Origin of the sequence: Microcoleus sp. D3_18_C2 (assembly GCF_036702395.1) — a bacterium.
GTDB lineage: Bacteria > Cyanobacteriota > Cyanobacteriia > Cyanobacteriales > Microcoleaceae > Microcoleus.
Window position 1 is genome coordinate 1 of record NZ_JAUBTG010000012.1, and the last position, 26,963, is coordinate 26,963.

General features: G+C 46.5%; 20 protein-coding genes and 2 pseudogenes. 8 read left to right on the forward strand and 14 right to left on the reverse strand.

Features of this window, described 5'->3' with window-relative positions:
* Positions 1-76: 76 nt before the first annotated feature.
* The 10 genes and pseudogenes from QUA88_RS10300 to QUA88_RS10345 form a co-directional block, all read right to left on the reverse strand.
* Entirely contained in the window at positions 77-226 is a 150-nt protein-coding gene (locus QUA88_RS10300) for a helix-turn-helix domain-containing protein (RefSeq protein WP_333056050.1), read from the reverse strand.
* Positions 227-235: 9 nt separating this feature from the next.
* Positions 236-905, reverse strand: a pseudogene (locus QUA88_RS10305) (IS607 family transposase).
* Between the two features lie 147 nt (positions 906-1,052).
* Positions 1,053-1,781, reverse strand: coding sequence for a biopolymer transporter ExbD (locus QUA88_RS10310; RefSeq protein ID WP_333056049.1), 729 nt, complete (start codon positions 1,779-1,781; stop codon positions 1,053-1,055).
* Positions 1,782-1,796: 15 nt separating this feature from the next.
* Complete coding sequence (locus QUA88_RS10315) at positions 1,797-2,582, reverse strand: MotA/TolQ/ExbB proton channel family protein (protein WP_333271568.1); 786 nt, start codon at positions 2,580-2,582, stop codon at positions 1,797-1,799.
* A gap of 241 nt (positions 2,583-2,823) precedes the next feature.
* Positions 2,824-4,074, reverse strand: a complete 1,251-nt coding sequence (gene rsgA, locus QUA88_RS10320) for a ribosome small subunit-dependent GTPase A (RefSeq protein ID WP_333271572.1) — start codon at positions 4,072-4,074, stop codon at positions 2,824-2,826.
* On the reverse strand, positions 4,071-4,361 hold the full coding sequence (locus QUA88_RS10325) for a sulfurtransferase TusA family protein (RefSeq protein WP_333056046.1): 291 nt from the start codon (positions 4,359-4,361) through the stop codon (positions 4,071-4,073). Before QUA88_RS10325 ends, rsgA begins: the two co-directional genes overlap by 4 nt.
* Positions 4,362-4,652: 291 nt before the next feature.
* Entirely contained in the window at positions 4,653-5,783 is a 1,131-nt protein-coding gene (gene dnaJ, locus QUA88_RS10330) for a molecular chaperone DnaJ (protein ID WP_333056045.1), read from the reverse strand.
* A gap of 132 nt (positions 5,784-5,915) precedes the next feature.
* On the reverse strand, positions 5,916-8,057 hold the full coding sequence (gene dnaK, locus QUA88_RS10335) for a molecular chaperone DnaK (protein ID WP_333271575.1): 2,142 nt from the start codon (positions 8,055-8,057) through the stop codon (positions 5,916-5,918).
* 293 nt (positions 8,058-8,350) lie between these two features.
* On the reverse strand, positions 8,351-9,145 hold the full coding sequence (gene grpE, locus QUA88_RS10340) for a nucleotide exchange factor GrpE (RefSeq protein WP_333056043.1): 795 nt from the start codon (positions 9,143-9,145) through the stop codon (positions 8,351-8,353).
* Between the two features lie 503 nt (positions 9,146-9,648).
* Positions 9,649-10,496: pseudogene (locus tag QUA88_RS10345) on the reverse strand (IS630 family transposase).
* A gap of 890 nt (positions 10,497-11,386) precedes the next feature.
* On the opposite strand from QUA88_RS10345, the gene QUA88_RS10350 reads away from it, so the two are divergent.
* The 3 genes from QUA88_RS10350 (at position 11,387) to QUA88_RS10360 (ending at position 15,807) form a co-directional block, all read left to right on the forward strand.
* Positions 11,387-13,393: a GspE/PulE family protein gene (locus tag QUA88_RS10350; RefSeq protein ID WP_333212562.1), complete on the forward strand. Its 2,007-nt coding sequence runs from the start codon at positions 11,387-11,389 to the stop codon at positions 13,391-13,393.
* Positions 13,394-13,487: 94 nt separating this feature from the next.
* Positions 13,488-14,585 carry a type IV pilus twitching motility protein PilT gene (locus QUA88_RS10355; RefSeq protein ID WP_333056039.1) on the forward strand — a complete coding sequence of 366 codons (1,098 nt, stop codon included), beginning with the start codon at positions 13,488-13,490 and terminating at the stop codon, positions 14,583-14,585.
* 94 nt (positions 14,586-14,679) lie between these two features.
* Entirely contained in the window at positions 14,680-15,807 is a 1,128-nt protein-coding gene (locus tag QUA88_RS10360) for a type II secretion system F family protein (RefSeq protein ID WP_333056038.1), read from the forward strand.
* Positions 15,808-16,517: 710 nt separating this feature from the next.
* Here the strand turns inward: QUA88_RS10360 and QUA88_RS29490 are convergent.
* Positions 16,518-16,676, reverse strand: coding sequence for a transposase (locus tag QUA88_RS29490; protein ID WP_445243020.1), 159 nt, complete (start codon positions 16,674-16,676; stop codon positions 16,518-16,520).
* A 171-nt stretch (positions 16,677-16,847) separates the two neighbouring features.
* On the opposite strand from QUA88_RS29490, the gene QUA88_RS10365 reads away from it, so the two are divergent.
* Both QUA88_RS10365 and QUA88_RS10370 read left to right on the forward strand, forming a co-directional pair.
* Positions 16,848-17,969: a glycosyltransferase family 4 protein gene (locus QUA88_RS10365; protein ID WP_333056037.1), complete on the forward strand. Its 1,122-nt coding sequence runs from the start codon at positions 16,848-16,850 to the stop codon at positions 17,967-17,969.
* An 11-nt stretch (positions 17,970-17,980) separates the two neighbouring features.
* Positions 17,981-18,214 (forward strand): hypothetical protein, encoded by a 234-nt coding sequence (locus QUA88_RS10370; protein WP_333056036.1) that lies wholly within the window; start codon positions 17,981-17,983, stop codon positions 18,212-18,214.
* Positions 18,215-18,337: 123 nt separating this feature from the next.
* On the opposite strand, the gene QUA88_RS10375 is transcribed toward QUA88_RS10370, so the two are convergent.
* Positions 18,338-19,273 carry an exopolyphosphatase gene (locus QUA88_RS10375; protein WP_333056035.1) on the reverse strand — a complete coding sequence of 312 codons (936 nt, stop codon included), beginning with the start codon at positions 19,271-19,273 and terminating at the stop codon, positions 18,338-18,340.
* Between the two features lie 66 nt (positions 19,274-19,339).
* Between QUA88_RS10375 and bioF the strand changes: the two genes are divergently transcribed.
* Both bioF and pirA read left to right on the forward strand, forming a co-directional pair.
* Positions 19,340-20,512, forward strand: coding sequence for an 8-amino-7-oxononanoate synthase (gene bioF, locus QUA88_RS10380; protein WP_333056034.1), 1,173 nt, complete (start codon positions 19,340-19,342; stop codon positions 20,510-20,512).
* A gap of 286 nt (positions 20,513-20,798) precedes the next feature.
* Complete coding sequence (gene pirA / locus QUA88_RS10385; RefSeq protein ID WP_172185012.1) at positions 20,799-20,948, forward strand: arginine synthesis PII-interacting regulator PirA; 150 nt, start codon at positions 20,799-20,801, stop codon at positions 20,946-20,948.
* Between the two features lie 192 nt (positions 20,949-21,140).
* Here the strand turns inward: pirA and QUA88_RS10390 are convergent, their stop codons facing one another.
* Positions 21,141-21,299, reverse strand: coding sequence for a hypothetical protein (locus tag QUA88_RS10390; RefSeq protein WP_333212558.1), 159 nt, complete (start codon positions 21,297-21,299; stop codon positions 21,141-21,143).
* Positions 21,300-21,854: 555 nt separating this feature from the next.
* The gene (locus QUA88_RS10395) at positions 21,855-22,073 is read right to left on the reverse strand and encodes a hypothetical protein (protein ID WP_333231637.1); all 219 of its coding nucleotides are present in this window, start codon (positions 22,071-22,073) and stop codon (positions 21,855-21,857) included.
* A gap of 1,066 nt (positions 22,074-23,139) precedes the next feature.
* Here QUA88_RS10395 and QUA88_RS10400 point away from each other — a divergent pair.
* Positions 23,140-26,877, forward strand: a complete 3,738-nt coding sequence (locus tag QUA88_RS10400; RefSeq protein ID WP_333271583.1) for a chemotaxis protein CheB — start codon at positions 23,140-23,142, stop codon at positions 26,875-26,877.
* Positions 26,878-26,963: the final 86 nt, after the last annotated feature.

Here is a 26,963-nt window from a genome sequence, read left to right on the forward strand (position 1 = left end):
TTACTTAAATGGCTTAATTGGTAGACCGCCAAAAACTGCACAAGTATAAATACTTATTGCAAAAGTGACATGCTCCCTATTTATTTGGCTTCAGTCCATCTTGATAAAGATTACTCCAAGTAGCCAAGCCCCAATTATAAGTAAACCTTGCTATTCCAGCGTGCTTGCTCATTATTGTGGCTTGACTTTTGCTTAGCTTTAGCTTTGTTTTGATGGACAGAAGCATTGTTCGACCTCAACACTGTATTTCTTGATTGCTCAATTTTGCCAGTTCTTGTACGGGCTTGTCAATAGCATTTTTTAGGTTTTCTTTGAGCTCTTTGGAGTAATTTCGTAGACCGTATAGACGGCAAGAGAAGCAGTGGATTATCGCCATCAAATCTTCTACTAATTCATGCTGGGGGGACAACGATAATTGATTGGCGACTACAATTTCGCATCCAACCGACGTGGCAAGCTCTTGGATGAATTCAAAAGCAAAGCGACACATTCTGTCTTTGTGTGCAATTACAATTATTGATATTTCACCTTTGAGCATTGACAGCATGATTGCTAGAAACTTTTTCCTTTTAAAATTTAGTCCGCCCCCAATTTCTGACACCCAATCATCGACTGTTAATCCTCGACAAGGGCAGAAAGCTTCCATTGCCAGCATCTGATTTTTGAGTTCCGGTTTCTGTCCACTGGACGAAACAAGGGCGGTAGACGACCGTTTTTCGGTTGGCTTCTATGGGCTTCAATCCGTTGGCTATCAAGAGATCATCTTCGGTGTAGAACCGATGACCTGACAGGGTGCGCAAGGCTTGCAACTTCCCTGAAACGTCCCAACGTTGGAGTGTTTTTACTGACAATCCCAGCTTTTTTGCGAAAACGCGCGAGCTTAAACAAAATGGTACACCGCATATTTGTCTATAAGTGTATCATTTTGTCTATTTATTCGCTACCTAGGGACTAGCTCTGTTCTCCCTTCTTCCTTCTCCCTTCTTCCGACGGACATCGGACTGACATCCGTTACATCCCTTACACAATCCGTTGCCGAACCTTCTTCCTAACTAATTGGAGGGCCCGCCATCTTGCGGTGGAGTGGCGACTCCAGGACTGAAATTGGGAGCAGCGGGTGCAGGCGAAACAGGAGGAATGCCCTGATTTGCCCCAAAGTTGCTAGGCTGCCCAGGAGCCGGGAGAGGGGATTGAAACTGATTCGGATTGAACTGCTGCTGCCCGGGAGCGGGGAGAGGGGATTGAAACTGATTGGGGTTGAACTGTTGCTGCCCCGGAGGCACAGGAGACGGCAGAGGTTGACCTGAATTGCCGATCGCAGGTGTCGCGGGAATGCCAGAATTGGGAAGCGAGGGATTGGGCAATGGGGAGGAAGCCGAACTAGGAAGAGTTGCCAGGGCAACTCGATCGCCCCCTACCTCTCTCAATTTGTCTAAAACCTCGACAACCTTGGCATATCTAGCATTTTGAGGAGCGTACAGCACCATCAACCCCGTAGGATTTTGGCTTTGGAAACTCTTTAAAACTCGATCGAGCTGTTGGTAATTAACAGGCAATTGGTCGATATAAGTTTGCCCGAAATCGTCAATGCTGACAATCAGCATCTCTCGCATCTGCGTTTGTCCAGTCTTCGCTTTAGGCAAATCGACATTAATGGCTTGCTGGCGAGTCAGTTGCAAAGCCGCCAGGAGAAAAAACGTCAGAATGCAAAATATCACGTCAATTAAAGGCACCAGTTCAATCCGAGCCTCTTCAGCAGGAGTATCTAGATTAATCTTCATCAGTTCTCCTTGGTTCTAATTATTAGAAGGTGAATCTTCAGCCGGATCGGAACCTTTCAATTTCGGCTCCCGATTCCGTTCTCCCGGTTCTTGAGAATTGAGAGAACGCCTGTTCAAAGCATCTGCACCAAAGGAAGAATTGCTGTATTCGGCACCGGGCGCTCGACCCTTAGCATTAGCAGCAGGCCAGTATTGTCTGTAAAGCAATTCGAGTTCATTTCCAGCTTTGCGAAATATTTTTGCCTGGTTGAACAAAAAAGCTTGAAATATCCGATAAAACACCAAGGTAAAAATTGCTACTACCATCCCAGTAGCAGTCGTAATCAGCGATTCGCCAATGCCCGATGTCACGCCACTCGTGGCCGCCGTGCCGATGTCGCCCAGACGGATGGAACTGAGCGAGTTAATCAAGCCCAGGACTGTTCCCAGCAAGCCCAGCAAAGGCGCCAGAGCGATCGTAGCTTCTAAGATTTTGTCGCCGCGGCGCATCGAAGCCAACTCTTCATCGGCTGCTGCTTCGAGTGCGAGTCGAAATAAATCTGGTTCGGGATTGTAGAGCCGCAGGGGTGCAGAAAGAAATCGCCCGATCGGCTGTCTGTTAGCTTGTCTGGCCATCTCGTTAGCCACCCCCCAATCGCTGCGAGCGGCTTCCAGAATGCGGTTAACTATCTGCTTTTCTTTGCTCAGGAGGCTTGCCCAAAACCACAAACGCTCGATAATTGTACTCAAAGATAAAATCGATAACACCAACAGGGGCCACATGGCGGGGCCGCCTTTTTGAAACAGTTCTTGAATATTCACAATATTTTTGCTCCTGCAGTACCCGCTAACTTTTGCTTCTGTTCTACTTTTTTTAACAAATCTAAGGCCATTTAATTTTAGCTATTAATGTACTCAGGACTTACGCACTCGCCACTAAAGAAAGCCGGTTTTGCGAACAGCCCCTTGGGGTGCAACTAAGTATTTTCGTCAAGGAAACCCGGTTTCTGGGTAAGTCTTGGTACGGTTTTCTAGTACCTACGGCCGATGGGCGGCGACTTCCTCACAATTCCTCTAAGTCTTGACACATATCTTGGAGTGACTGGTGTTGAAGGCGGCGGGAAGAGCGGCGATATTTTTTAGTTTGCAGCTTCGGTTCGTAATGCTGCGTACCATCCGACTTGGTTTGCTGCTTCAAACTCGATTCGGCGCTGCTGGAGTTTTGCAGAGCTTGTTCGCGGACGATCGCCTCTTCGAGAAACTGCAAGTAATACTCATAGCGCTCCCAACCCCCCCGCACGACACAGTTAGGCTCGTCTCGGTGCGAACAGTCGCTAAACTGGCAGCTACCCAAAGCCAGCCTCTGGCGCGCTTCTGGGAAATATTCCGCTAACTCGGACGGATCGCATTCGAGAGCCGGTTGATTAAAGCCCGGAGTATCGGCCAAAAGTCCGCCGCCGGGGAGTTCAAATAGTTCGACGTGGCGAGTCGTGTGGCGCCCGCGGCCGAGTTTGCCGGAAACAGCGTTCACTCGCAGATTCAGGGCCGGGATCAGTTGGTTGATCAAGCTGGACTTGCCAACCCCAGAAGGGCCACAAATTACCGTTATTCTTCCTTGCAGGTGGTCTAGAAGCAAGTTCGGCAACGGCATATGTACGGGATTTAACGGATGTAACGGCTTGACCGAATTTGGAAGGTGGGGGTTATCCTCAGAAATCAGCAGAGATGGCTCTATTTTCTCCGCTAAGTCATTGAAATGCGGTTTCGAGGCAAAAATTTCATTTTGACCCTTAGCGGGGGCTTCATGAACTCCTAAACCGCTGCGGACGCTAATAAACATTGGTTCGTAGCCCCAGCCTGAAAGCCGATCGCGCCACTGTTCCAACTCATCGGGCGTGACCAAATCGCATTTGTTCAGGCACAAACTCACCTCTAAACCTGTAGATTCTGCCTTGACTAAAAACCGAGTTAATGATGCGGGATCTAAGTCTGGTTCGGCGAGGGCAAAAACCAGGAGAATGCGATCGGCATTAGCTACAGGCGGGCGGTTGAGTTCTGTTTGGCGGGGGAAGACTTCAGAAATTGCTCCCCGGCGGTCAGTCCAGTCCGGTTCGTCTACCACCACCCGATCGCCCACCATCACCTGTTGGCCAATTTTTTTGAGTCGAGTGCGACGAGTGCACAAGAGAATCGGAGAATCTGCAAGGGGGGCCTTTTCCCCGTCAATGGAGACTTCGGGATCTAACCTCACTTGGTAGAAGTTAGCCTGAACAGCAATTACAGTACCCACGATCGAGGGTGAATTCAGGCTCATCCTGCTTCCTGGTGTTCGGGGCGCTGCACTTTCATGGAAAAATAGCCCGACTCCGGCCCATCCGCGACAAATTGCGTTTCCAGAATCTGGTACCCTTCCATTTTCAGACTATCGGGCACTTGTTCGATCGGCTCCCCAGCATCCAGCCACACTTCCAAAACTGCTCCCGGTGCCATTTGCTCCAAGCGCAGTTTAGTGCGGACAAAATTCAGAGGACACGGAGTACCCCGCAGATCGATTTTGGCATCTGGGGATTTGGGATTTTCAATTTTCGATGTTGAATTCATAATACTTTTTGCAATCTCAAATCCTGAAAGCCGTAGTTTTTTAAACAAGTTGCCTGGAAACTGGAGAATCTAAAATTTTGTGTCCAATTGGACACAGACTGTTATTCTTTCTGAAAAAAGTGAGCGCAATTGCGCTCACTTTTTTGAGCGCTGCTGAAACGCAATGCCCAGGAAGCGTCCCACCTGAGATTTTTGTGAGCAATTCCACACAATTTTTTGACAAATACTAAAACCAATGGCTGGGGAATCCTGAAACAGGAAAATTTGACACCAATTGGTGTCAAAAATTGCTTATTTCTGAAACAAATTGCCCAGAAATCCTTCCAAACCGCCTTTACCAGTACGATCGCCCTTCAGCTTAGCAAGCTGCATCAGCAATTCCCGTTCCTCAGCCGTCACCTTAGTCGGAATGTCAATAGACACCGTAATCAAATGATCGCCGCGACTGACTGGATTTCCCAACCGAGGCACCCCTTTTTTCTCAAGAGTCAAAACAGTATTCGCCTGAGTTCCGCTAGGAATCAACAATTCCGTCGGCCCGTCTACGGTTTCCACTTCCAACCGGCACCCTAAAATTGCTTGCAAATAACTAATCTTAACTTCCGAGCTAACGTTAGTGCCGTCGCGCTTAAATAGCGGGTCTTCATTCACCGCCAAGAACACGTAAAGATCCCCAGGCGGCCCGCCCAGTTTGCCGGCATCCCCTTCATTAGAAACGCGCAAGCGAGTACCGTTGTCAACCCCAGCCGGAATTGTGATTTTCAGCTTTTTCATCACTTCTTTCTGGCCTCGGCCGCCGCAAGTTTCGCACTTGTCCTCAATCACTTGCCCGGTGCCGTTGCAAGTGGGGCAAACTGAAACTTGAGTAAAGCTGCCGAAAGGAGTGCGGGTAGCGCGTCGGACTTGACCACTGCCGGTACAAGTCGAGCAGGTTTGTGGTCTGGTTCCCGGTTTCGCGCCAGTCCCGGTGCAAGTTTCGCAGGTTTCTAGATGCTTGATGCGGAGTTCTTTTTCCCCACCAAACACTGCTTCTCGAAAATCCAGCCGCAAATCGAGGCGCAAATCGTCTCCGCGCACCGGCCCGCTGCGCCTGCGACCTTGCTGTTGTGGCCCACCGACGCCTCCCTGAAAGCCCTGAAAGAAGCTTTCAAAAATATCGGCAAAGCTGTCACCAAAGTCTTGGAACCCAGGCGCGCCTGCACCGCTGACGCCTGCTTCGCCGAAACGGTCGAAACGGGCGCGGGTTTCTGGTTCTGAGAGTACCTCGTAGGCGCGGTTAATTTCTTTAAACCGCTCCTCGGCACCGGATTCTTTGTTGACATCTGGATGGTACTTGCGAGCTAGGCGGCGGTAAGCACGCTTAATTTCTTCTTTGTCTGCGCTGCGAGAAACGCCTAATATTTCATAGTAATCACCGGCCATAGAGCTGCTTGCCTGGAGGTAAATAACAAAAAGTGTACGAAAAAGAAACGGGCTACCTTTCCTGAAATTACAGATTAAAAATCAAAAATTCTCATTGTTAATTTTTAACTTTTAATTTTTAGCTTTTCTGTTTTAAAGGAAAGGATTCATATCATCAACTTCTGGTTCGGGAACCTTCTGTTTTTGTTTTGACTGTGGACTTGACTGTGGATTTGACTGTGGACTTGACTGTGGATTTGACTGTGGACTTGGCTGTCGTTTTGACTGTCGCTCCGGCTTTGGTTCCGGCTTTGGTGCCGGCTTTGGTTCCGGCTTTGGTGCCGGCGGAGCTTGGGGCGCCACCAGCAGCTCTTCTTTCAGCAAAATGCTGTCGTCGTCCGCTTTAACCTCTTCTGGTTCTGATGATTCTACTTCTGACATCATCTCGCTTTCAACAACAGCTCCTGACGGGGCTACCCCGCTGCGGGCTTGGTCGTAGACTGCTGTCCCCAGCGAGTATAGCAGTTGCTTGAAAGATTCGATTGCGGGGGTGAGTTCCTCGATTGTGATGTCGGGGTTACTCATCGCTGCCCGCAAGGCTGCTGCGGCTGTTTCCGCTTCGGCCTTGAGCTCGTCACTCAGCAGTTGCGCGTTGGTTTTTAAAGTTACACCACAATTATAGACGAGGGAGTCAGCTTGATTTTTGAGTTCGACGAGTAGAGCGCGCTTGATGTCCTCGTCGGCGTAAAGTTCGGCTTCTTGTCGCATCCGCTCGACTTCGGTTTCGCTCAATCCCCCTGTATTGGAAATTTGGATGCTTTGTTCTTTTCCGGTTCCCTTGTCTTCAGCGGCAACTTTGAGAATCCCGTTGGCATCGATTTCAAAGGTAACTTCGATTTGAGGTACGCCGCGGGGGGCTGGGGGAATGCCTTTGAGCAGGAACTTGCCGAGACTTTTATTGTCTTTAACCAATGCCCGCTCGCCTTGGAGGACGTGAATTTCTACCGAGGTTTGCCCGTCTGTCGCCGTGCTGTACATTTGCGATCGGCTCGTGGGAATAGTTGTATTGCGATCGATTACTTTGGTAAACACCCCGCCCAAGGTTTCGAGTCCCAGGGAGAGCGGCGTCACATCGAGCAGCAGCAAGTCTTTGACTTCACCACCCAACACTCCGGCTTGAATTGCCGCGCCTACCGCTACAGCTTCGTCGGGATTGACGGATTTATCGGGAGAAACGCCCCCAAAATACTTGCTAATTGCCTGTTGAACTGCCGGAATCCGGGTTGAGCCTCCCACTAAAATAATTCTGTCTATGTCTTTGGGGGTCAAACTTGCGTCTTTGAGGGCTTGAGTCACCGGATCGATCGTCGCTTGCACCAAATGAGCCACCAGTTTTTCAAACTGAGCTTTGGAGAGTTCCATTTCCAAATGCTTCGGCCCTTTTTCGTCAGAAGAGATGAAGGGCAAATTGATTGAGGTGGATTCCCGGTTGGAGAGTTCGATTTTTGCTTTTTCGGCAGCTTCTCGGAGGCGCTGCAAGGCCATTTTGTCTTGTGAAAGGTCAGTGCCTTCTTGAGTGCGGAAAGCTTCTACCAGCCACTGCACTATGCAGTCGTCAAAGTCATCTCCTCCGAGATGGTTGTTACCGGAGGTAGCGTTGACTTCAAAAATTCCGTCTCCCAGTTGCAGGATCGAAACGTCGAAAGTACCGCCGCCTAGGTCAAAGACCAAGATTTTCTGTTCTATATTTTGCTTGTCCAGCCCGTAGGAAAGGGCTGCCGCTGTCGGTTCGTTGACGATCCGCAGGACTTCTAGACCGGCGATCGTACCGGCGTCTTTAGTAGCTTGCCGTTGGGCGTCTGTGAAGTAGGCTGGTACTGTAATCACGGCTTGGGTAACAGTTTGTCCCAAATAAGCTTCAGCATCTTGCTTGAGCTTTTGGAGTACCATTGCCGAGATTTCTTGGGGAGTGTGAACCTTGTTCCGAATTTGGACGTTAACGGTATCGTCTTTCCCTTTTATGCAGGTATAGGGAGTCCGCGCTCGTTCTTCTTCCGTGTCGTCCCACCGCCGTCCGATAAATCGTTTGATACTGTAGACAGTATTTAAAGCATTAGTTACAGCTTGCCGCTTGGCTAGTTGACCTACTAAGCGATCGCCCGCCTTGCCGAATCCTACTATACTCGGAGTTGTGCGCCCGCCCTCGGAATTGGCGATCACGACGGGTTTACCGCCCTCTAACACAGCTACGCAACTGTTAGTTGTGCCTAAGTCAATTCCAATAATTTTTCCCATAGCGCCTCATAAAACTTTGTGGGATGTTTGGAAACCTCCAACTACAGGTTGGGGGAGGAAAAACGACTCAGCTTGTTCAAACAAGCATTACCAGACTAGATTTGTAGGAAATAAACTTGATGTCCTCAAGCAATATCAAAGACCGGTAAAAACATTTTTCAGAATTTTTGGAGAAAGCGCTGACCTGCTTTTAGTCATCTTTAATTCAGAAGTTGGTGAGTCTGCCACCTTGGAACCCCCGAATAGAATTCGGGGGTCAGTGACTTTGAGGAATGCAGTACCTTGTATCCCGATTAACTTTCCGAACTATCGGGATTTTCATCTGAGGCTACCACAGATAGCCCAGCCGCTGCAACTTTCACTTTGGCGTGCCGCAAGACGCGATCGCCCAGAATGTAGCCGCGTTCTAGTTCTTGGATAATTGTGCCTTCCTCGTGTTCGTCAGTTGGCTCGCTGAGTAGAGCTTCGTGGATGTTGGGGTCAAACTGTTCGCCTTCGGGCCGCATCGGAGAAACCCCGATTTGCTTGAGGCTATCTACCATTTGCTTGTAAACACTTTGGTAGCTTTTGTGAATGTTCATTTCGCCGTCGGTTTGCGGCTTGATGTGCGATCGAGCGCGCTCGAAATTGTCAATTACCGGCAACAGGGGTTTAATCGTGAGACACCTTGCCTGTAAATCTAGCTCTTCTTTTTCCTTTTGGGTACGCCTGCGGAAGTTCTCAAAATCTGCTGCTAGGCGGAGATTTTGATTTTTCAGTTCTTCTAGTTGAGCCGATGTGGCTTGCAACTGAGTTTTTAAAGCCTCTTTTTCATCGTTGGCCTGGGCCAGTTCCTTCTTCCAAGGCTCCGCCCCGTCTGCAGTCGGGCTGTTGGTGGAACTGCCGGTGATGGTATCCCCGGATGCGTTTGCTGGCGGGCGATCGCCTTGAGAACTTTGATAAGCTCGAGCAAGTTCGAGCTCCCAATCCGCCGATTCGTTCGAGTTTCCTGATGCCGCCGGATTTTCGCTTGCCATTGGCGAACCCTCTGGGGTGGTTTCCCCAGTTGAGTTAGGATCTTGATCTTGCTGTTTTTCCTCGTCAATCATAAAAGCTGCGCGACAGAACCCTATCAATTCTAGCAGATACAGTTAACCCGGTAAATCTAGAGGACTCGAATTTACTGTGTATGGCACAATGTGAAAAGAGGAAGTCTCGCCCGACCTGGAGACATTGCTCAAAGCTTTCCCTAAAATATTCAAAGCCCCGTTTAAATATTTAGGTATAATATTATGGCATTAATAGGGCCAATCCAATGTTTGTTGGTTCCTCATTTTTAATTAACGCGATCGCATTTACAACTTTTATAAGTATATTTTGCGGTTAAGTCTACTACAATATTTCCCATTTAGGAGGCTTGATGTTTCAAGGTTTACTTAAAACGATAGGGAATTAAAGTTATCATCGGTCACGCTGTTTTATTCGCAACCTGACACTGCCATTTTTTACCATTTGCTGAGTTTGCCAAGTGGGGAGAAAAAGAAATTTGTATTGAGGAACTAAATAGTTATCTGTGTGCTTGTGTATAGTCATTTCAAATAAAAAAGAGACACTATTGAGCGCAGTAGGCACAGATAAGTTCATCTAAAGATGTGCCAGGAGGAGCATACATTCTGGCTCGCTTTAAGGCACTAAAATCGTGTTCAATATCGTTCAGGTCGGGAGAATATTTCGGGAGAAAAATAACTTGATGACCCGTTTCCTCTACCAGTTCTCGAATGGCTGTTTTTCGATGAATCGGTGCATTATCCATGATTAATATAGATGGCTTTGTTAGAGAGGGTAATAAATATAAAGATAACCACCCTTCAAAGCCTTCTGCATTGAGGCTTCCCGTAAAAACCATTGGGGCAATTAAGTCCTTTTTTCCTTTCCTCCTTCCAGCTACTAGATTTTCTCTTGTTCCCCGTTTGCCGGACTTTTCACCCCAGATTTTTTTGCCTTTTTTAGACCAGCCATAAGCACAATCTAGAAACGGCTCAAATCCTGATTAATCAACAAAAACCAGACTTTGACTTCCCGATACTTTAATCAATTCTCTGAGATGAGAGTAGTATTTCATTCTTTCTTCTCGGTTTCTCTCCTGGTAACGAAGTTGTTTTTTTTTCGGGTAATTTTCATTTCTTTAAGAGCATAAGATATGGCACTGGGTCTGGTGCAAAACTTATGGGCTCTGTCGATTAATCTGGCATCTGGATTCTCTTTAACATCCTTTTCCAATGCCTGCCAATCTAGTTTTCTCTTACGTCTTTTTACCTTTGTAGCTTGAAGGTCTGACCGACGCAGCCACCGATATATCGTTGCTCTTCCTACCTTAAATAGGACAGCAGCTTGGGCGATACGACCGCCATTTTCTACATAGTTCACTACTCTTTTTCTCAAATCTATGCTGTAAGACATTTTCCTAACTGGTTAACAATTTTTTTCATTTTACATCATTTTTTAAAATTCTCATACTTATTTGAAATGACTATAACTCAGACACTAGGTTTTTAATCTTGATGCGAATTGGGGGCGTGGTTTTTCAGAGTCAATAACGCCGAAGTTTATTGAAGTGTGGAATTTTTGCCATTCAAATGATAGATATTAGCGGGTATGGCGACGATACTCATCTTTAGATAATATGGATATCTAATGGGCATCTTTCCAACATTTCTGAACCGTAAAACTTAGATCGCAAAGGTTCGGAAACCAGGGTATAATCAAAGTAATATTTACTGACCCAAAACTAGAGTTGCTCAAAATTTGCCCTGGGGGCTCATGCAGCCGACGATCGGGGAGTGACAGATCGCAGATAATTAATCAAAATATATTTCAAAAGGGCGATCGAGGCTTTCGTAAAAGCTATCATCACAGAACATAGCTCATATTTAATTTAGTAAAGCTAACCGCGCCACCACGGGCGCTGTAATTTGAGCAAACAATTTGGGAAAATAGAATTAGTCTGGGAGGGGGACACACCCCGCCCCGCTTTTCTCTCCCGGTACGGGGAACCCCCAAGTGATGTGCCCTGACGCTATAACGAGAGTATCCCGCAAGTTAATCAGGTAAATAAGCAACTTAGCACTCAACGAACAAGATTTGATTGCAAGCACCCGCAAATCCCTCCCAGGTCTCGTCAATTTGTGGACGCAGCTTAGAGGGGACTGCGAGCTTAAACTTGAGAGATAGGGATTGAGCCAGAAAATGATAGCTGATCCATAAGCAAAGAATACGGGGGTTAAAACCCCACGTTGGTTTTCCTCTCAGCACTTTTTGTGACTGAGTTTCCCACCTATTGAGTGTTTTTTATGACTAGCACATCCCCGCTTCGCTCCACATCCCTAGTTTCTGTGAGTCAATTTACTCCGGCTATCACCAAGATGATTCAGTCGGGTTACGTCAACGGCGAGCAAGTAAAACAAGCTCTAGTTGATAGCCGGAACTCCGGCAAGCGGTTGACGGAGGTATTAGAAGCACTTACCGGGCAGCCGTTGCCTCCAGAATTGCTGCGACTTTACAAGAAGCAGCAGATGTTTGAACGGAAGATAGTCTACGGCGTTGAAGCATTTGACCCGGAGATGAGCGAAATGTCTAACGAGCAACTCGGAGTTATGCTCGATGCGTTGAAGATTTCGATCGACATTTGTCACCAAGGTCGGTTTTTACCCGTAGCGAAGACTGAAACTGAGCCTGCGGCGGTTTTAGTGGCAATGGTAGATCCCGACAACCTCAACGCCATAGAAGATTTGCGGCGGATTTTACAGCCTCACGGCTTGGCTTTGCAGCGGCGAGTGATTACGCCGGACGACTACCAGGACATTACTTCTGCTTATCAAGACGAACAAGTTAAGAGGGAAGCTAAAAAAGCTGAAATCGAAAAGCAGAGAAAGATGGATTTAGGGGAGGGAGATTTTGGCGAGCTCTCGCTAGTAGAGGAGAGCACCGACCAAGAAGACCTCGCTAACACCTTGGACGATGCAGAGGCTGCTCCCGTAATTAAGGCCGTCAATATCATTTTGGCGAAAGCTTTGTCGGAAAAGGTGTCTGACATCCACGTAGAACCTCAAGAAGAGTTCATGCGGATTCGGATGCGGAAAGACGGAGTGCTGCAAGAGTATTTCCGGTTTCCCAAGCAGGTAGTCCAATCGATTACCGCTCGTTTCAAGATTATTGCCAACCTGGATATTGCCGAACGCCGACAAGCTCAAGACGGGCGCATCCGCCGGGTGTTTGAGGGACGCACGGTGGATTTCCGGGTCAACAGCTTGCCTTCCCGGTACGGTGAAAAAATCGTGCTGCGGATTTTGGACAGTTCCAGCACTCAGTTGGGTTTGGGTTTGTTAATCTCCGACGAAGAAACTCTGGCTTTAGTGCGAGAGAGTGCTAGCCGTCCGTTCGGACTGATTTTGGTGACGGGGCCGACGGGTTCGGGCAAGTCAACTACTCTGTACTCGATTCTGGCGGAACGGAACGATCCGGGGGTTAATATCAGTACGGCGGAAGACCCGATCGAATATGCTTTGCCAGGAATTACCCAATGTCAAGTAATTCGGGAAAAAGACTTGACTTTTTCCAACATTCTGCGGGCTTTTTTGCGGCAAGACCCTGACGTGATGCTGGTGGGGGAAACGCGGGACAAGGAAACGGCAAAAACTGCTCTGGAAGCTGCTTTGACGGGACACTTGGTGCTGACGACGCTGCACACGAACGACGCGGCCGGGGCAGTGGCGCGTTTGGCCGAAATGGGCGTAGAACCGTTCATGGTTTCGGCCGCTCTGTTGGGCGTGTTGGCTCAACGTCTGATGCGGCGCGTTTGCGACAAATGCTGCATTCCTTACCAGCCTACTGCAGCAGAACTCGGCAAGTACGGTCTGTCGGCTTCTCAAGAAATTGATCTAACTGTTTACAGAGCCAACACTATACCCGTGGAGGAAAGGAAGGAACTCGCAGACAACGAGCAACTTTGTCGGAAGTGCGGCGGCCTAGGCTACAAAGGACGGGTAGGGGTTTACGAGTTCCTGAAAAATACTGAGCGGCTTCAAACTCTGATCACTCAAGGAGCTCCCACAGAGCAAATTAAGGAAGCAGCAGTAGAAGAAGGGATGAAAACGCTGCTTGCTTACAGCTTGCAGTTGGTGCGGGAAGGCGCGACTACCTTTGAAGAAGTCGAGCGGGTGACGTTTACAGACTCTGGGCTGGAGGCTGAAATGAAAGCCAAACGCAAGCAGGGACTTACCTGCAAGACTTGTCAGGCGGAATTGAAGCCGGAGATGCTTGATTGTCCGTACTGTTTGACTCCGCGCTTTTTGGATTGATTCAGCAGTTAACTGTTGACTATTAACTGTTGACTCTTAACTGAGCTAGATTGGTCAATAACTATCATATCAATTCGATCGAGGAGAGGTATCTATGGGTCTGATGATTGAAGACGTACTGGAGTCCCTGGTAGAGCAAGGGGGTTCGGACATACACATCCAAGCGGGCGCGCCTATATTCTTCCGAGTCAGCGGTAAACTAACTCCTCAGACGCAATACGGAGACATTCTGTCTGCTGAGGAAGTGCAGATCCTAATTTTCCAAATGCTCAACAATATGCAGCGCAAGCAGTTGGAAATGGAGTGGGAACTCGACTGCGCTTACGGCGTTCGGGGATTGGCTCGGTTCCGGGTAAATGTCTACCGGGAACGGGGTGCTTGGGCTGCTTGTATGCGGGCTCTGGCTTCTAAGATTCCTAACGCAGATGCTTTAGGCGTGCCACAGGTTTTGCGGGATATGACGGAAAGACCCAGGGGTATGCTGTTGGTGACGGGACAAACGGGTTCCGGGAAAACTACTACGATGGCGGCTTTGTTGGATCTGGTCAACCGGACGCGGGCGGAACACATTCTAACCGTTGAAGACCCGATCGAATACGTGTTTCCCAATGTCAAGAGTTTGTTTCACCAGCGCCAAAAGGGCGAAGATACTAAGAGCTTTGCTAATGCGCTGAAAGCTGCTTTGCGCGAAGATCCTGATGTAATTCTCGTGGGGGAAATGCGGGACTTGGAAACGATCGGTCTGGCAATTTCGGCGGCAGAAACGGGTCACATGGTGATGGGAACGCTGCACACTAATTCGGCGGCTGCAACTATCGATCGGATTTTGGACGTGTTCCCGCCCATTCAACAACCCCAGGTTCGCGCCCAGGTGTCTAACTCTTTGGTGGGAATAGCCAGCCAAAATTTGGTAATAAAAGTTGGGGGCGGCCGCTGCTGCGCTATGGAAATCATGGTAAATACTCCAGCTATGGCTAACTTGATCCGGGAGGGAAAAACTCCGATGATTTACTCCCAAATCCAAATGGGGGCAAAATTGGGTATGAGGACGATGGAAATGGCCCTCGCTGAACTTTACAAGAGCGGTAAAGTCACTTGGGAATCGGCAATGGCCAAGGCTTCTAAGGCTGACGAACTCGAACGCTTGATCGGCCCGGCACCGGTTGGTAGCGCCCCGGTAAAAGCTCATTAGTTCCGTCAGCAGTCATTAGTCAGGAGTTCGCAGGCTGAATTAATGACTGATGACTGATGAGTCATAACTTTTAATAAATTTTCAGAGGTGAGCTGTGGCTACCAACGTTATCCGCCAAAAACCGAAAGGTGGCTTTGATTTCAGTAAGATTCAGGAGCAAATTGAATATAACCTTACCAGCCTTACTGTTAAGGATATGGCTATTTTTGCTCGTCAGTTTGCGGCTATGTTTAATGCAGGGGTGGCGATCGTTCGATGCCTTTCCGTGCTGCACGAGCAGTGTTCTAATGCTAAGCTGAAGCGAGCGCTCAGAAGCATGAATGCTGACGTTCAGGAGGGGATAAACTTGGCAGAGGCGATGGCTAAGTTTCCTGATGTGTTTGACCAACTGTTTATCAGTATGGTGGCGGCGGGAGAAGTCGGGGGGGTACTAGATGAAACCCTAGACCGTCTGGCGGTGATGATGGAAAAAAATCACAAGACGGAATCCGAAATTAATTCGGCTATGTCTTATCCGAAGACGGTGCTTTCCATCGCGATCGTGATTTTTTTCGCAATGACCATATTCTTGCTACCAACTTTCGCTAAAATCTTTAAGGATATTGGTGCAGATTTGCCGGCTTTTACGGTGATGATGTTGGCAATTAGTTCATTTTGTACCGCTTGGCCTCCGATTCAACAGGTGACAGTTATTGGGGTAATTATAGCGCTAAAAATTGCCTTCGATATGTACTACAAAACTCCCATAGGTCGCCTACAAATTGATAGAATTGCGATGAAATTGCCGGTGTTTGGCGATTTGATCGAAAAATCTGCGGTGGCTAGGTTTTGCGTGATATTTGGGTCGCTGACGCGATCGGGCGTGCCGATTCTCAATTCTTTGGAAATTGTGCGAGATGTGGCGGGAAATCAGGCGATATCTAATGCGATCGAATATGCGAGACAGGAAATTCAAGGCGGCGGCATGATCAGTATTGCTTTGCAAGAACAAGCTGTTTTTCCGTCTTTGGCCATCCAAATGATGGCAATTGGCGAGGAGACAGGGGAACTTGACAAGATGCTGATGAAAGTTGGCGCTTTCTACGAAACGGAAGTGGAAGAAGCAGTAAAAGGACTTACCAGTATGCTAGAACCTCTGATGATTGTGGTCGTCGGTGGTATCGTAGGTTCAATTTTGCTGTCGATGTATCTGCCGATGTTCGCAGTCTTCCAGAAGCTGTAAAAAAGTGCTAATTAGTTATTAGTTATTAGTTAGTAACAATTAACGCCTGACCAATGACTATTTCAATCTTTCCCAGGCTCTGCCTGGGCAGACTTTTGGAGGAGGCACATCCTCTATTAAAAGGAGAAAACAATTTGGAGGCTCTGCCTCCAAATCTTCATTACCAGGGTCTTCCCATTGGTGACAAATTACGAAAATGTCACAAAAGTCAAGTAGGATAGGTAGACCGATTTAACTGCTGCCTAATCCTGGCTTTACGCTCCAGGGTAAACGCATCTTAATTGGAACCCCAAATATGCTACAGTTAAATCCGAATAAATTTAAATGTAGTTATTGTCGTTGATGGATGCTATCAATGGCAAAAGGTTTTACTCAAACTTTAACTCACCAACCAAAACAAACAGATTCATTGCCTTCGGTGAATATTATATTAAATGGCAGGTTTTTAGAATATTTTGCCAATTTGAACTACCCCAGAATAGAAAGAATAAAAAAAGTTACTCAGAGATATTACAGCGTAATCGCATCTTAATTAAGGTATAATGGTGAGGGAAATTTTTAAAACATTTGACAGCATCATTCAAGCGCAGCTCGTAAACTAAGGAAGAAAAATTGAGTGTGATGCTGATAGCCAGCTAAGCACGCTCGCTGGGGTTCCACCTAGTTGATTTATCTCCATCACGTGCTCTTGCCTAGGGCGTGTTTTCAAACTATAACCACAACAGAATGCAGGCGATCGCGATCGTGGCTGTATAATTGGCAGGCAGCTTCTCATATCGAATAGCGCTCCGACTCCATTGCTTGAGTCGCTTGATAGCACGTTCAACAATGTTCCGTTGCCGATAGATTTCACGGCAGCCTTTTTCCATCTGCCTCAGTGAGAGATACCTGCCGGGAGTCCATTCCCAGTTTAACTACTTGTTGGTGGCCCATCCCGTCTCCACCGCAGCCCTGCCTCTGGCAGGTGCATTTTATGTCATTTGTCAAGTACAATTTATACCAAATTAGATGCGATCGCCCTGCACTAATAACCCATAAATATGGTTCACTTTAACGTTGCCTTTCAACACTTTAACTCCTTCACCGACATTACCCTATCCCTGGCCAAAACTTTAGACCAAATGGGAATTCCTATTTCGGTCGAACCTTCAACAATAGCCTCTCATCTCAGCCGCCATTCCACAGCAGAAGAAAACGACCTGCTAGAGAAGTGGATGAACACCACACCCTCAGATTTATTTCAGATCAAATGGTCTCATTATTGGAAACCTTATTTTTTAAAAGAACTCAACGGACATCTCAACTTAGAACTTTTTGCTATCAATTACGAATTCGCCAAAAACCATGATGATTATGATTACTGGATTTACGATGCTGTTAACACTTCATCCCACAAACTAGCCGTCAGCCAATATTCTAAAAACGTTTTAATAAAAGCTGGATGTCCGCCGGCTAACGTATCAGTCATGCCTCTAGGTTTCAATCCTTTAATCTCGCAACTCTATTTGCCCAGACCGCAAAAAACCCAAAAAGATGTAAAGTATATTCTGCACATGACCAATTCTTTTGATTTGTATAGATTTGGCACGGATCTGGCAATTCAAGCTTTTTGTGAAGAGTTTAAAGATGATTCTAACGTAGAGTTAATTATCAAAGATGGTGGCAAAAATCCTGATGTTATAGTGGAACACCTCGTAAATATCGAAAAACAATTCGGCAAGTTCAAGTCAAAAGTTCAGGTAAAGCCTAAATTTTGTACTAAAGCAGAACTAGCTGATTTATACTTGTCAGCAGATGCTTTTTTAGCACCCTTTCGCGGCGAGGGTTTTGCGATTAAAATTTTGGATGCCTTTGCAGCAGGTTTGCCCGTTGCTATGACTATGTACGGCGGCCCGACTGAGTACGCCAATGCTGATAACTGCTATCCCATTGCTTACGATCTAGTTCCCGTGGGAAAGTGTTACGATACTGAGTATCTAAAAATCAGAAATGCTCCTCATTGGGCCGAGCCAAATGTTCAGTCGGTTCGCGAACAGTTGCGAAAAATTGTTGAAGACCCGATGCGTTTTCAGGTAGCTCAAAAAGCTAAAGAGACGGCAGATTTATTTAATTGGGAAGCTGCTGCTCAAAAATTGCTAAGATTAATGCGAAAGTTGTTTTAAGAGCAGAAATTATGGGACTCGAACGCAAAATGTTTAGGGGAATGTTTTCACCCGGAGAAGTGGTACGATTAAAACAGCCTTGTTTTACTCCCGGCCGATTGTTTGAGCCAGGAAAATATAACGCTGATGAGTTGCCGGATATCGCTTTTGATATGGGTTTGGTAGACCATTTGCCACCAGTCAAAGGCAAAAGTTCAGAAAATCTCAATGTTCAGAACCCGCCAGATCAAAACCTTGAGGAATAAACTCTCGTTGGCAGTAAGGACTTCAGTCCTAAAAATCCCTGTTGGTAGTAAGGACTTTAGTGCTGAAAATTAAAATAAATAATCAAAGACTCAAGTCCTGACTGCAAAAAAGATAAAGCCAAATTAACCATTTTGCTCTATCTGGGCAATTAACTGTTTCAAAACTTGACTAGCTTTATCGTTCTCAATCTGACAAGTTCCGGCATTCTGGTGTCCACCGCCGCCATACCTCAACATTAACTCCCCAATATTAGTTTTAGAAGTTTTGTTAAAGATTGACTTGCCAACTGCGAAAACAGTATTTTGTTGTTTCAGTCCCCAAAGTACGTGAATCGATATATTGCACTGAGGGAACAAAGCATAAATTACAAAACGATTTCCCGCATAAATCACATCTTCGTTACGCAAATCCAAAACAACTAAATTATTATAAACTTGGGCGCATCGCTGTATTTGCTCTTTAAATTTTTCTTCTTGCTCGAAGTAGAGGTCTACTCTTTCTTTTACATCAGGAAGCTGCAATATTTGGTCGATGGTATGATATTTGCAGTAATCGATTAACTGCATCATTAACTGATAATTGGAAACGGTAAATTCTTTAAACCTTCCCAACCCCGTTCGGGCGTCCATTATGAAGTTTAACAGCACCCATTCTTGCGGGTGCAGAACCTCTTCTTTGGCAAATTGAGCGGAATCTGATTTGTCAACTGCCACCATCATCGCCTCAGAAATATCAGGAAACTTTGCTTGGCCTCCATAATATTTGTACAGTACCCTAGCTGCAGAAGCTGCATAGGGATCGATGATGTGGTTGATTTTGATTTTCTCGTGTCTAAGAGTTTCGCTGAAATGGTGATCGAAAGCTAGATGAACTCCCTCAACATAGGGTAAATTGGTGCTAATATCGTTATTTGTTATTTCGATTTTCCCATCCTGCATATCTTTAGGATGCACGAATTTAATCTCGTCGATCATATCGAGTTCTTTGAGCAAAACTGCACAGACTAGACCGTCAAAATCGCTGCGGGTGACTAATCTGTATTTTTTAGTGAGTGGCATATGCTTCTGTGATAGGGAGGAACTGATCACCAGCTAATATAACGTATTACCCGATCGCTTTCCAATATGAACACAGACCCTTACGCTTGGATAGAGAAGGCCCTGGACACAGTTCGCCGTGCCAATTGGTATAGATCGCCAGAATCGATCGAAAGTTCCCCTGGGCCTGTGGTAAAGTTAGCAGGCCACAGCCTGATTAACTTTGCCAGCAACGATTATCTGGGACTTGCGGGCGATGACAGGTTAATTGAAGCTGCTATAGCTGCAACTAAGGAATTTGGTACGGGTGCGACGGGTTCGAGGTTGGTCAGCGGACACCGCGATTTGCACCGACAGTTAGAACAAGCTATTGCTAATTTAAAACAAACTGAAGATGCTTTAGTATTCAGTTCGGGATATTTGGCGAATCTAGGGGCGATCGCATCCGTTGTCGGCAAGCGCGATTTGATATTATCTGACAAGTACAACCATTCGAGCCTGAAAAACGGAGCCACACTCAGCGGTGCAACTGCCCTAGAGTACAGTCACTGCAATCTTGAGGATTTAAAAGCCAAGCTAGAGCAAAATCGCGCAAGGTATCGCAAGTGTTTAATTATTACCGATAGCGTCTTTAGCATGGATGGGGACTTGTGTCCGCTACCACAGTTGTTGGCTGTGGCCGAAACCTTTAACTGCATGGTATTAGTAGATGAAGCTCATGCTACGGGAGTTTTCGGTGCTAGCGGTGCCGGTTGTGCAGAACATTTCGGGTGTACGGGAACACCACTGATTCAAGTGGGGACACTCAGCAAAGCTTTGGGAAGTTTAGGTGGTTACGTTGCGGGATCTGCTGCTTTAATTGATTTTCTGCGTAATCGAGCTGCGAGTTGGATTTATACTACAGCATTGACGCCTGCTGACGCGGCTGCTGCTTTAGAAGCTGTGAGGATTGTACAGCAAGAACCAGAACGCCGAGTTCGGTTGCGACAAAATATCGAAACTTTCAAATATTGCGCGATTACCAATTACCAATTACCAATTAGTAATTCCCTCTCCCCAATTTTCACTCTTCCGTTAAAAGATGCAGCCTCCGCTTTAACAGTCGGCAGCAAACTCAAGGAAATGGGTATTTTTGCTCCAGCGATTCGGCCTCCGACTGTCAGCGTGAGTCGAATTCGGATTTCGCTGATGGCAACTCACGAGCTCGCACACCTTCAGCAGTTGGTAGAGGCGCTGAAGCAAGTTTTGAGTTTTGACTAAATGTTGAGTGCGTACCGCGCACCGCTTGACTAAATGTAAATGTTGGGCCTAAAAGCATCGGGCCTAAAAGCATCGGGCATCAGCCTAATGACTAATGACTACTGACTAATGACTAATGACTTCTGATTGTCAAGATATCGCTATTGACTTATGACCAATCTTATACAGGAGTTTGGTCGATCGGTCAACAACTGTAAATTTTTTGTAAATTTAGATACTTTTTGGAATTTAGCGCTATATTAGAGAAGTAGCAGGTACACCAAATTTAATATAAGGAACGTCCACCATGAACACAAATCGTCAAAACGTAAAAAAAGTAGCAGAAACCCACCGCGCTAACATTCACAAGCAACTGATGCACCGCATAGAAGTAGCGAGATCCAGTGGCAATCAAGATTTGGTTCGGGTGCTTGAAGAGGAAATGAGACAGCTTTAAAGAAGCTGGAACTAGAATTTGCCGTAGTTTGGTTTAGAGGGTTGTGCGAGAAATGCAGAATTCCGGCAACCGCTACCTGTGAAGTTTTGACTCCTCTCTTAGTTGGTAGGAAAAATCCCGGTTTTTTAAAGAAACCGGGATTTTTTATTGAGAAGGAAGAAGAAAGAGGGAACACTCCTGCACGCACAAACTCTATCTGTAGAGTGCGCCTCGTCCCCAAGAGATTTGCCAAAAATAGAATGTTATGTCGGTAAGTTGAATCAGGTATTTATGAATTTGCTGAGCTATGCGATTCATGCCTTGAATTGCTATGACCAAAAACGCGCCTCGGAGCAAATTAAAAATGACCATAGTAGGATTACGATTTGTACTTATATGCTGAATTAGGATGGGGTAAGAGTCGGTGTGAAAGACAGGCTGGGAATAACAAGGGAGGTAAGGAATGAGAATTAAATAACTTCCACAAGTTTGTGGGATGGGCCTAAGAGCCCGTCCAAAAAGGACGGGCTCTTAGGCCCATCCCACAATAACAATTAAAATTGTAAGTTATTTAATTCGCGATCTTAAGTATACAGCACTTTCCAGGTAAGTGAAGTACAGAGAAACCGGGTTTCTTGAATAAAACCGGTTTCTGGCGAGAAATCCAGAAGAAACCCGGTTTCTGGGGTGTACTTTATAAACCTGGAATCCGCTGTATCAAGTTTGTCCCGCACTTTTAACCTCTTAAAATTAAGGCGTAAAAAAAACTTTAGTAGCGACTCAGCCTCGCTACAGAAATTGTACAAAAATTGCGCTATGAATGAAAGCGTTGGCTAGATACTATACACATCAAAAACCACGTATTTATTGATGAAACAGTGGCAGCGATCGCACAACCGAGCTATTATACTGTGGCGGTGCAAAATGTCATCGCCTCGCTTCCGAACATTGACAAAGAGTTAGCGGCTTCGGATCGCACATTCCGATCGCGCGATCGAACTGCATCATTTTTAACAGCGCCGCCCAAGCTTCCGCAGTTTGACTCTGCCGCAATCCCATCGCCACGATCGATCGCAGCATAAACTCCCCATCCTTCACTTTTCTCAGCAACATCCGTAGCGCCACCGCAGAATCGCCCTTTCTCACAAGCCCTTACCCGCCCGCAGCCTGTCTTGAGAATCCCAATTTTGCAGCGCTGCTGGGATTTCCCTAATTTCCCTCAGCCAATTCCCATATATTTTTGTTACTTTTATTTAAGATTTTAGCAAAAAGTGCCGGATTTTGGGAAAATTAAAAAAATTAAGTTATTAGAGTGTGTCTGCAAATTAACAGCCTCCAACTTCAACACCAGAAGAAAACACCAGAAGAAGTTCAGAAATTAATTGCTGAATTTGATTAATATTGGCAAGCGCTAATCGACTATAATCTGGAAATTACTCACAAGCTAAAAATGCCCCAGCAAGAAGTGAGGAAGTAGTGACAAAAATAATCCAGAGATAGTATCGACGGGGCGCTAGCGAATTTGCGTGAAGCGAAGCTATCCCGCTATTAATTGCCACAGCCTGCCTAATACCAATTATCCAAAATCTTGCAACAGTTATGAGTTTTTGGTTTGTTTCCTGAAACACTGTATGCACCGATGCGGATCTGTGAGATAGTCGCTTTTTTTGATAACTTTTCTAGGGCGATGCGCCCGGAGCGCTACTGTTGCATGATTTTTGAGAATTAGTTAGTATAAAAACGAGATTAATTTGGACTTTGTAGGAGATTTTTTTATACTTAATTGTACTATTTCATTTCCCCGAAGATTCTCCCTAGCCCCACTGCTTCATCAAGGTGGACAAGATTCTGCTTTAAAATTGATTGATGAGTTGGCGGATTTAGGGGAAATAAACTCTCTGGCAAACATTCAGAGAATTGCTACGATCGCAGAATGTGGTAAATTTACTCCCGCTCAACTTTCAAGAGTACAATTAATACAATCTCTGAGGGATTTCAACCCTCACGATTGTCCCCATTGATGGAGATATTATGGCTCTAAATAATAATAATAATAATAATTTGAAAATCGCTCGATCGCACACGCCGAGTGCGCTTTAATATATCCGCAGGTAGATAGCTAATTCTTACTTTTATGATTTCTTATAATATATAATAAAAATAAAAATCTACCATAATACTTACTTAAAAAAGCATAAATTGGGTATAAAAAATGACTGAAAAAAAGAATTCCAAGAAATCTCCACCTAAAGCTGGTATTAAAGCTCGCAAGCAGCAAAACAATCAAAACGACTTATTTCCTGTAGTCGCAATAGGAGCCTCAGCAGGTGGATTGGAAGCCTTTATGGAATTACTGAGCCATTTGCCGATCGATACCGGCATGGCGTTTGTAATAATTCAGCATATGTTGCCGAGTCAGGAAAGTGTGTTGAGTGTGATTCTGGCTCGATCGACCCTGATGCCTGTGCATGAGGTGACAGATGGGATGCTGATAGCACCGAATCAGGTGTACGTCATCCCCCCGAATTCCAGCATGACCATCGATCGAGGGGTGCTGAAGCTAACGCCTCGCGGCAGAGGACGCGGGGTATTTATGTCCGTCGATACTTTTCTGTTTTCCCTGGCCGAAGAACGGGGGAACAAAGCCATCGGCGTCATTTTGTCCGGGGGCGACAGCGATGGTGCCCAAGGGTTAAAAGCGATTAAGGCCGCCGGCGGTATTACTTTTGCCCAATGTGAAGAATCGGCACAAGTCAGCAGTATGCCGAATACTGCGGTGGCTACGGGTCAGGTAGACTTTATCTTGACACCGGAAAAAATTGCCCAGAAAATATCAGAGATCGGCCGTCATCCCTACATTGCAGAGTGGCCTGCGACAGAATCGACTATCAGCGAAGATGCGATCGCAAATAAAGATGCGATCGCCACGATCTACAGTTTGCTGCGGGCGGCTACAGGAGTTGACTTTACTAACTACAAGCAAACCACCTTGAAGCGGCGGATACATCGGCGGATGTTACTCTACAAGCTCGAACGCATTGAAAATTATGCCGAATATCTCCAAAACACCCCGACAGAAGTAACCGCGCTGTATCACGATGTCTTAATTCATGTCACCAGCTTTTTCCGCGATCCCGAAACCTTTGATGCCTTAAGCAGCAATGTTTTTCCCGCAATTGTCCAAGATAAATCGCCGAAAACACCGATCCGAATTTGGATTGCCGGCTGTTCCACGGGTGAAGAAGCTTACTCGATCGCCATTTGCTTGCTAGAGTTTTTAGCAGCTCGCTCTACTAACCTGCCGATTCAGATTTATGCCACAGACATCAGCGAAAGTGCGATCGCGATCGCCCGCAGTGGCTTTTATACCCAGGCCCAAGTCGCGGATATTTCACCTGAACGCCTAAATCGCTTCTTTGTCCAAGTCGAGGGCGGATACCAAATCGCTAAGCCCGTGCGGGAAATCTGCGTCTTTGCTAGACAAAACCTGATCGCCGATCCGCCCTTTTCCCGGATGGATTTGATTACCTGTCGGAACGTGCTGATCTATCTGGGACCCCCGTTGCAGAAAAAACTGCTGCCAATGTTCCACTATGGGCTTCGGCCCGCAGGCTTTTTGCTGTTAGGCACTTCGGAAACGGTGGGAGACTTTTCAGAATTCTTTGCGCTATTCGACAAAAAGAACAAAATTTATACTAAAAAACAGTTGTCGCATTGGCTCAGCATGGATTTAAATGCTAACAACTATCCTCTGACACCCCTCAACCCTCCACCGCTGCAGACAGAAAAGCTGGACGAAATCGAAATGGAGAAACAGGCCGATCGCATTGTTTTGAATCACTATGCCCCTGTCGGGGTCGTGATTAACACAGCCAGCGAGATTGTGCAATTTCGAGGACAGACGAATGCCTACCTAGAACCGGCCCCCGGTAGGGCGAGCTTTAGCCTGCTGAGAATGGCAAAAGAAGGATTGCGTGTGGAACTGCGAACTGCAATTCAACAAGCCTCACAGCAGAAGCAGCCGATCGCACGGGCAGGCTTGCAAGTTAAAGAGGGCCAGATCATTCGGCAGATCAGAATTAATGTGATTCCATTCCAAGCCGGCGCTGTGGTAAAAGACTATTTTTTAGTGTTATTTCAAGAGGAGTCCCCGATATCTGTAATGCCTGCTGCTGATACTGACGATAGTAGAGTCAACTCCGATCCTTCACCCTGTGAAAGTCAGGAGATTGCAAGGCTGCTACAGGAACTGAAAACCACAAAAGAACATCTTGGAGCGATCGTCCAAGAACATCAAGCAGCTAATCAAGATTTGAGAGCCGCCAACGAAGAGATTTTGTCAAGCAACGAAGAGTTGCAAAGCATGAATGAGGAACTCGAAACGGCGAAAGAAGAAATTCAGGCAACCAATGAAGAACTCAACACAATTAATGACGAATTGCAGCGGCGCAATGTTGAATCAACTCAGGTAAGCAACGATTTAGAAAATCTCTTGACCAGCATCAATATTCCGATCCTGATGCTGGGAGGCGACCTGCGAATCCGCCGGTTTACTCCCGCAATCGAACGCATCTTCAACTTGATTTCTACCGATGTTGGGAGGTCTTTGAGCGACATCACTCACAAGTTGATAGTACCGGACTTAGAGCAATGGATTTTAGACGTGATCCGCACGCTGAATTTGAAAGTTCAGGAGGTTCAAGATCGAGACGGTCGTTGGTACGATCTGCATATTCGACCTTATCGGACGATCGACCACAAGATTGATGGGGCTGTGGTGATGTTGGTGGATATCAACGAGCTCAAACTCAGCGCCCAGCAGTTGAGGGAAGCGAAAAATTACGCCGAAACGATCGTAGAAACCGTGCGGGAACCATTGCTAGTGTTAGATCTCGACCTGCGGGCAATAACTGCCAATCGTTCTTTCTACGATACGTTTCAGGTGATGCCGAGCCAAACTGAGCAGCGCTCATTGTTCGATCTGGGTAATGGACAGTGGAATATTCCCCAGTTGCGATCGCTCCTCACAGCAATTCTGGCAGGAAATCCCCAGTTTCAAGATTTTGAAGTCGAGCATGACTTTGAGCAGATCGGGCATAAGATAATGCTGCTCAATGGCCGCAAAATGCCTCCCATCGGCGATACACAGATGATCCTGTTGGCGATCGAGGATATCACGCAGCAAAAACAGTTAGAGACTGAACGCAGCCTTCGGATACAAGAACAATCGGCTCGTGCGGCGGCTGAGGAGGCCAACCGCGTCAAAGATGAGTTTTTGTCCGTCCTCTCTCACGAACTGCGGACACCGCTCAATGCGATGATTGGCTGGGCACAATTGCTGCGCGTGAAAAAATTTGACGAGGCTAAAACCCAGGAGGCGCTAAAAACGATCGAGCGCGCCGCCAAAGCACAAAACCAACTCATCGATGACATCTTAGACGTTTCCCGGATTACCACCGGCCAATTTCGGCTTAATGCTTCTGAAATTGAGCTCAATCCACTGGTTGAAAATGCGATCGCGGTAATTCGTTTCGCAGCAGAAGCCAAAAATATTCAACTTGAATCCAGGCTAAGTCCTTTACAACCAAAGATTTTGGGCGATCCAACTCGCTTACAACAAGTGGTGTGGAATCTACTTTCAAACGCGATTAAATTCACCCCAGCCGAAGGCAGAATTGACATCGCATTAGACTACATTGATGTCATGGCTCAAATCCAAGTTACCGATACTGGTAAAGGCATTGACCCTGATTTTCTCCCCTATGTGTTCGATCGCTTCCGTCAGGCGGATAGTAGCTTCTCTCGCAGAGACTCAGGATTAGGGCTAGGATTGTCGATCGTCCGTCATTTAGTAGAACTCCACGGCGGTACTGTTACCGCCACAAGTCCGGGTGAGGGACAAGGGGCAACGTTTACCGTGAGGTTGCCGCTACGAGCAGATATGCCCTGACAGTTAGACGCTAATATTTGCCAAAGACATAATTGATATGAATTCCGGTTACACCGTCCGTGATTGTTGACTGTTGACTGTGCTTT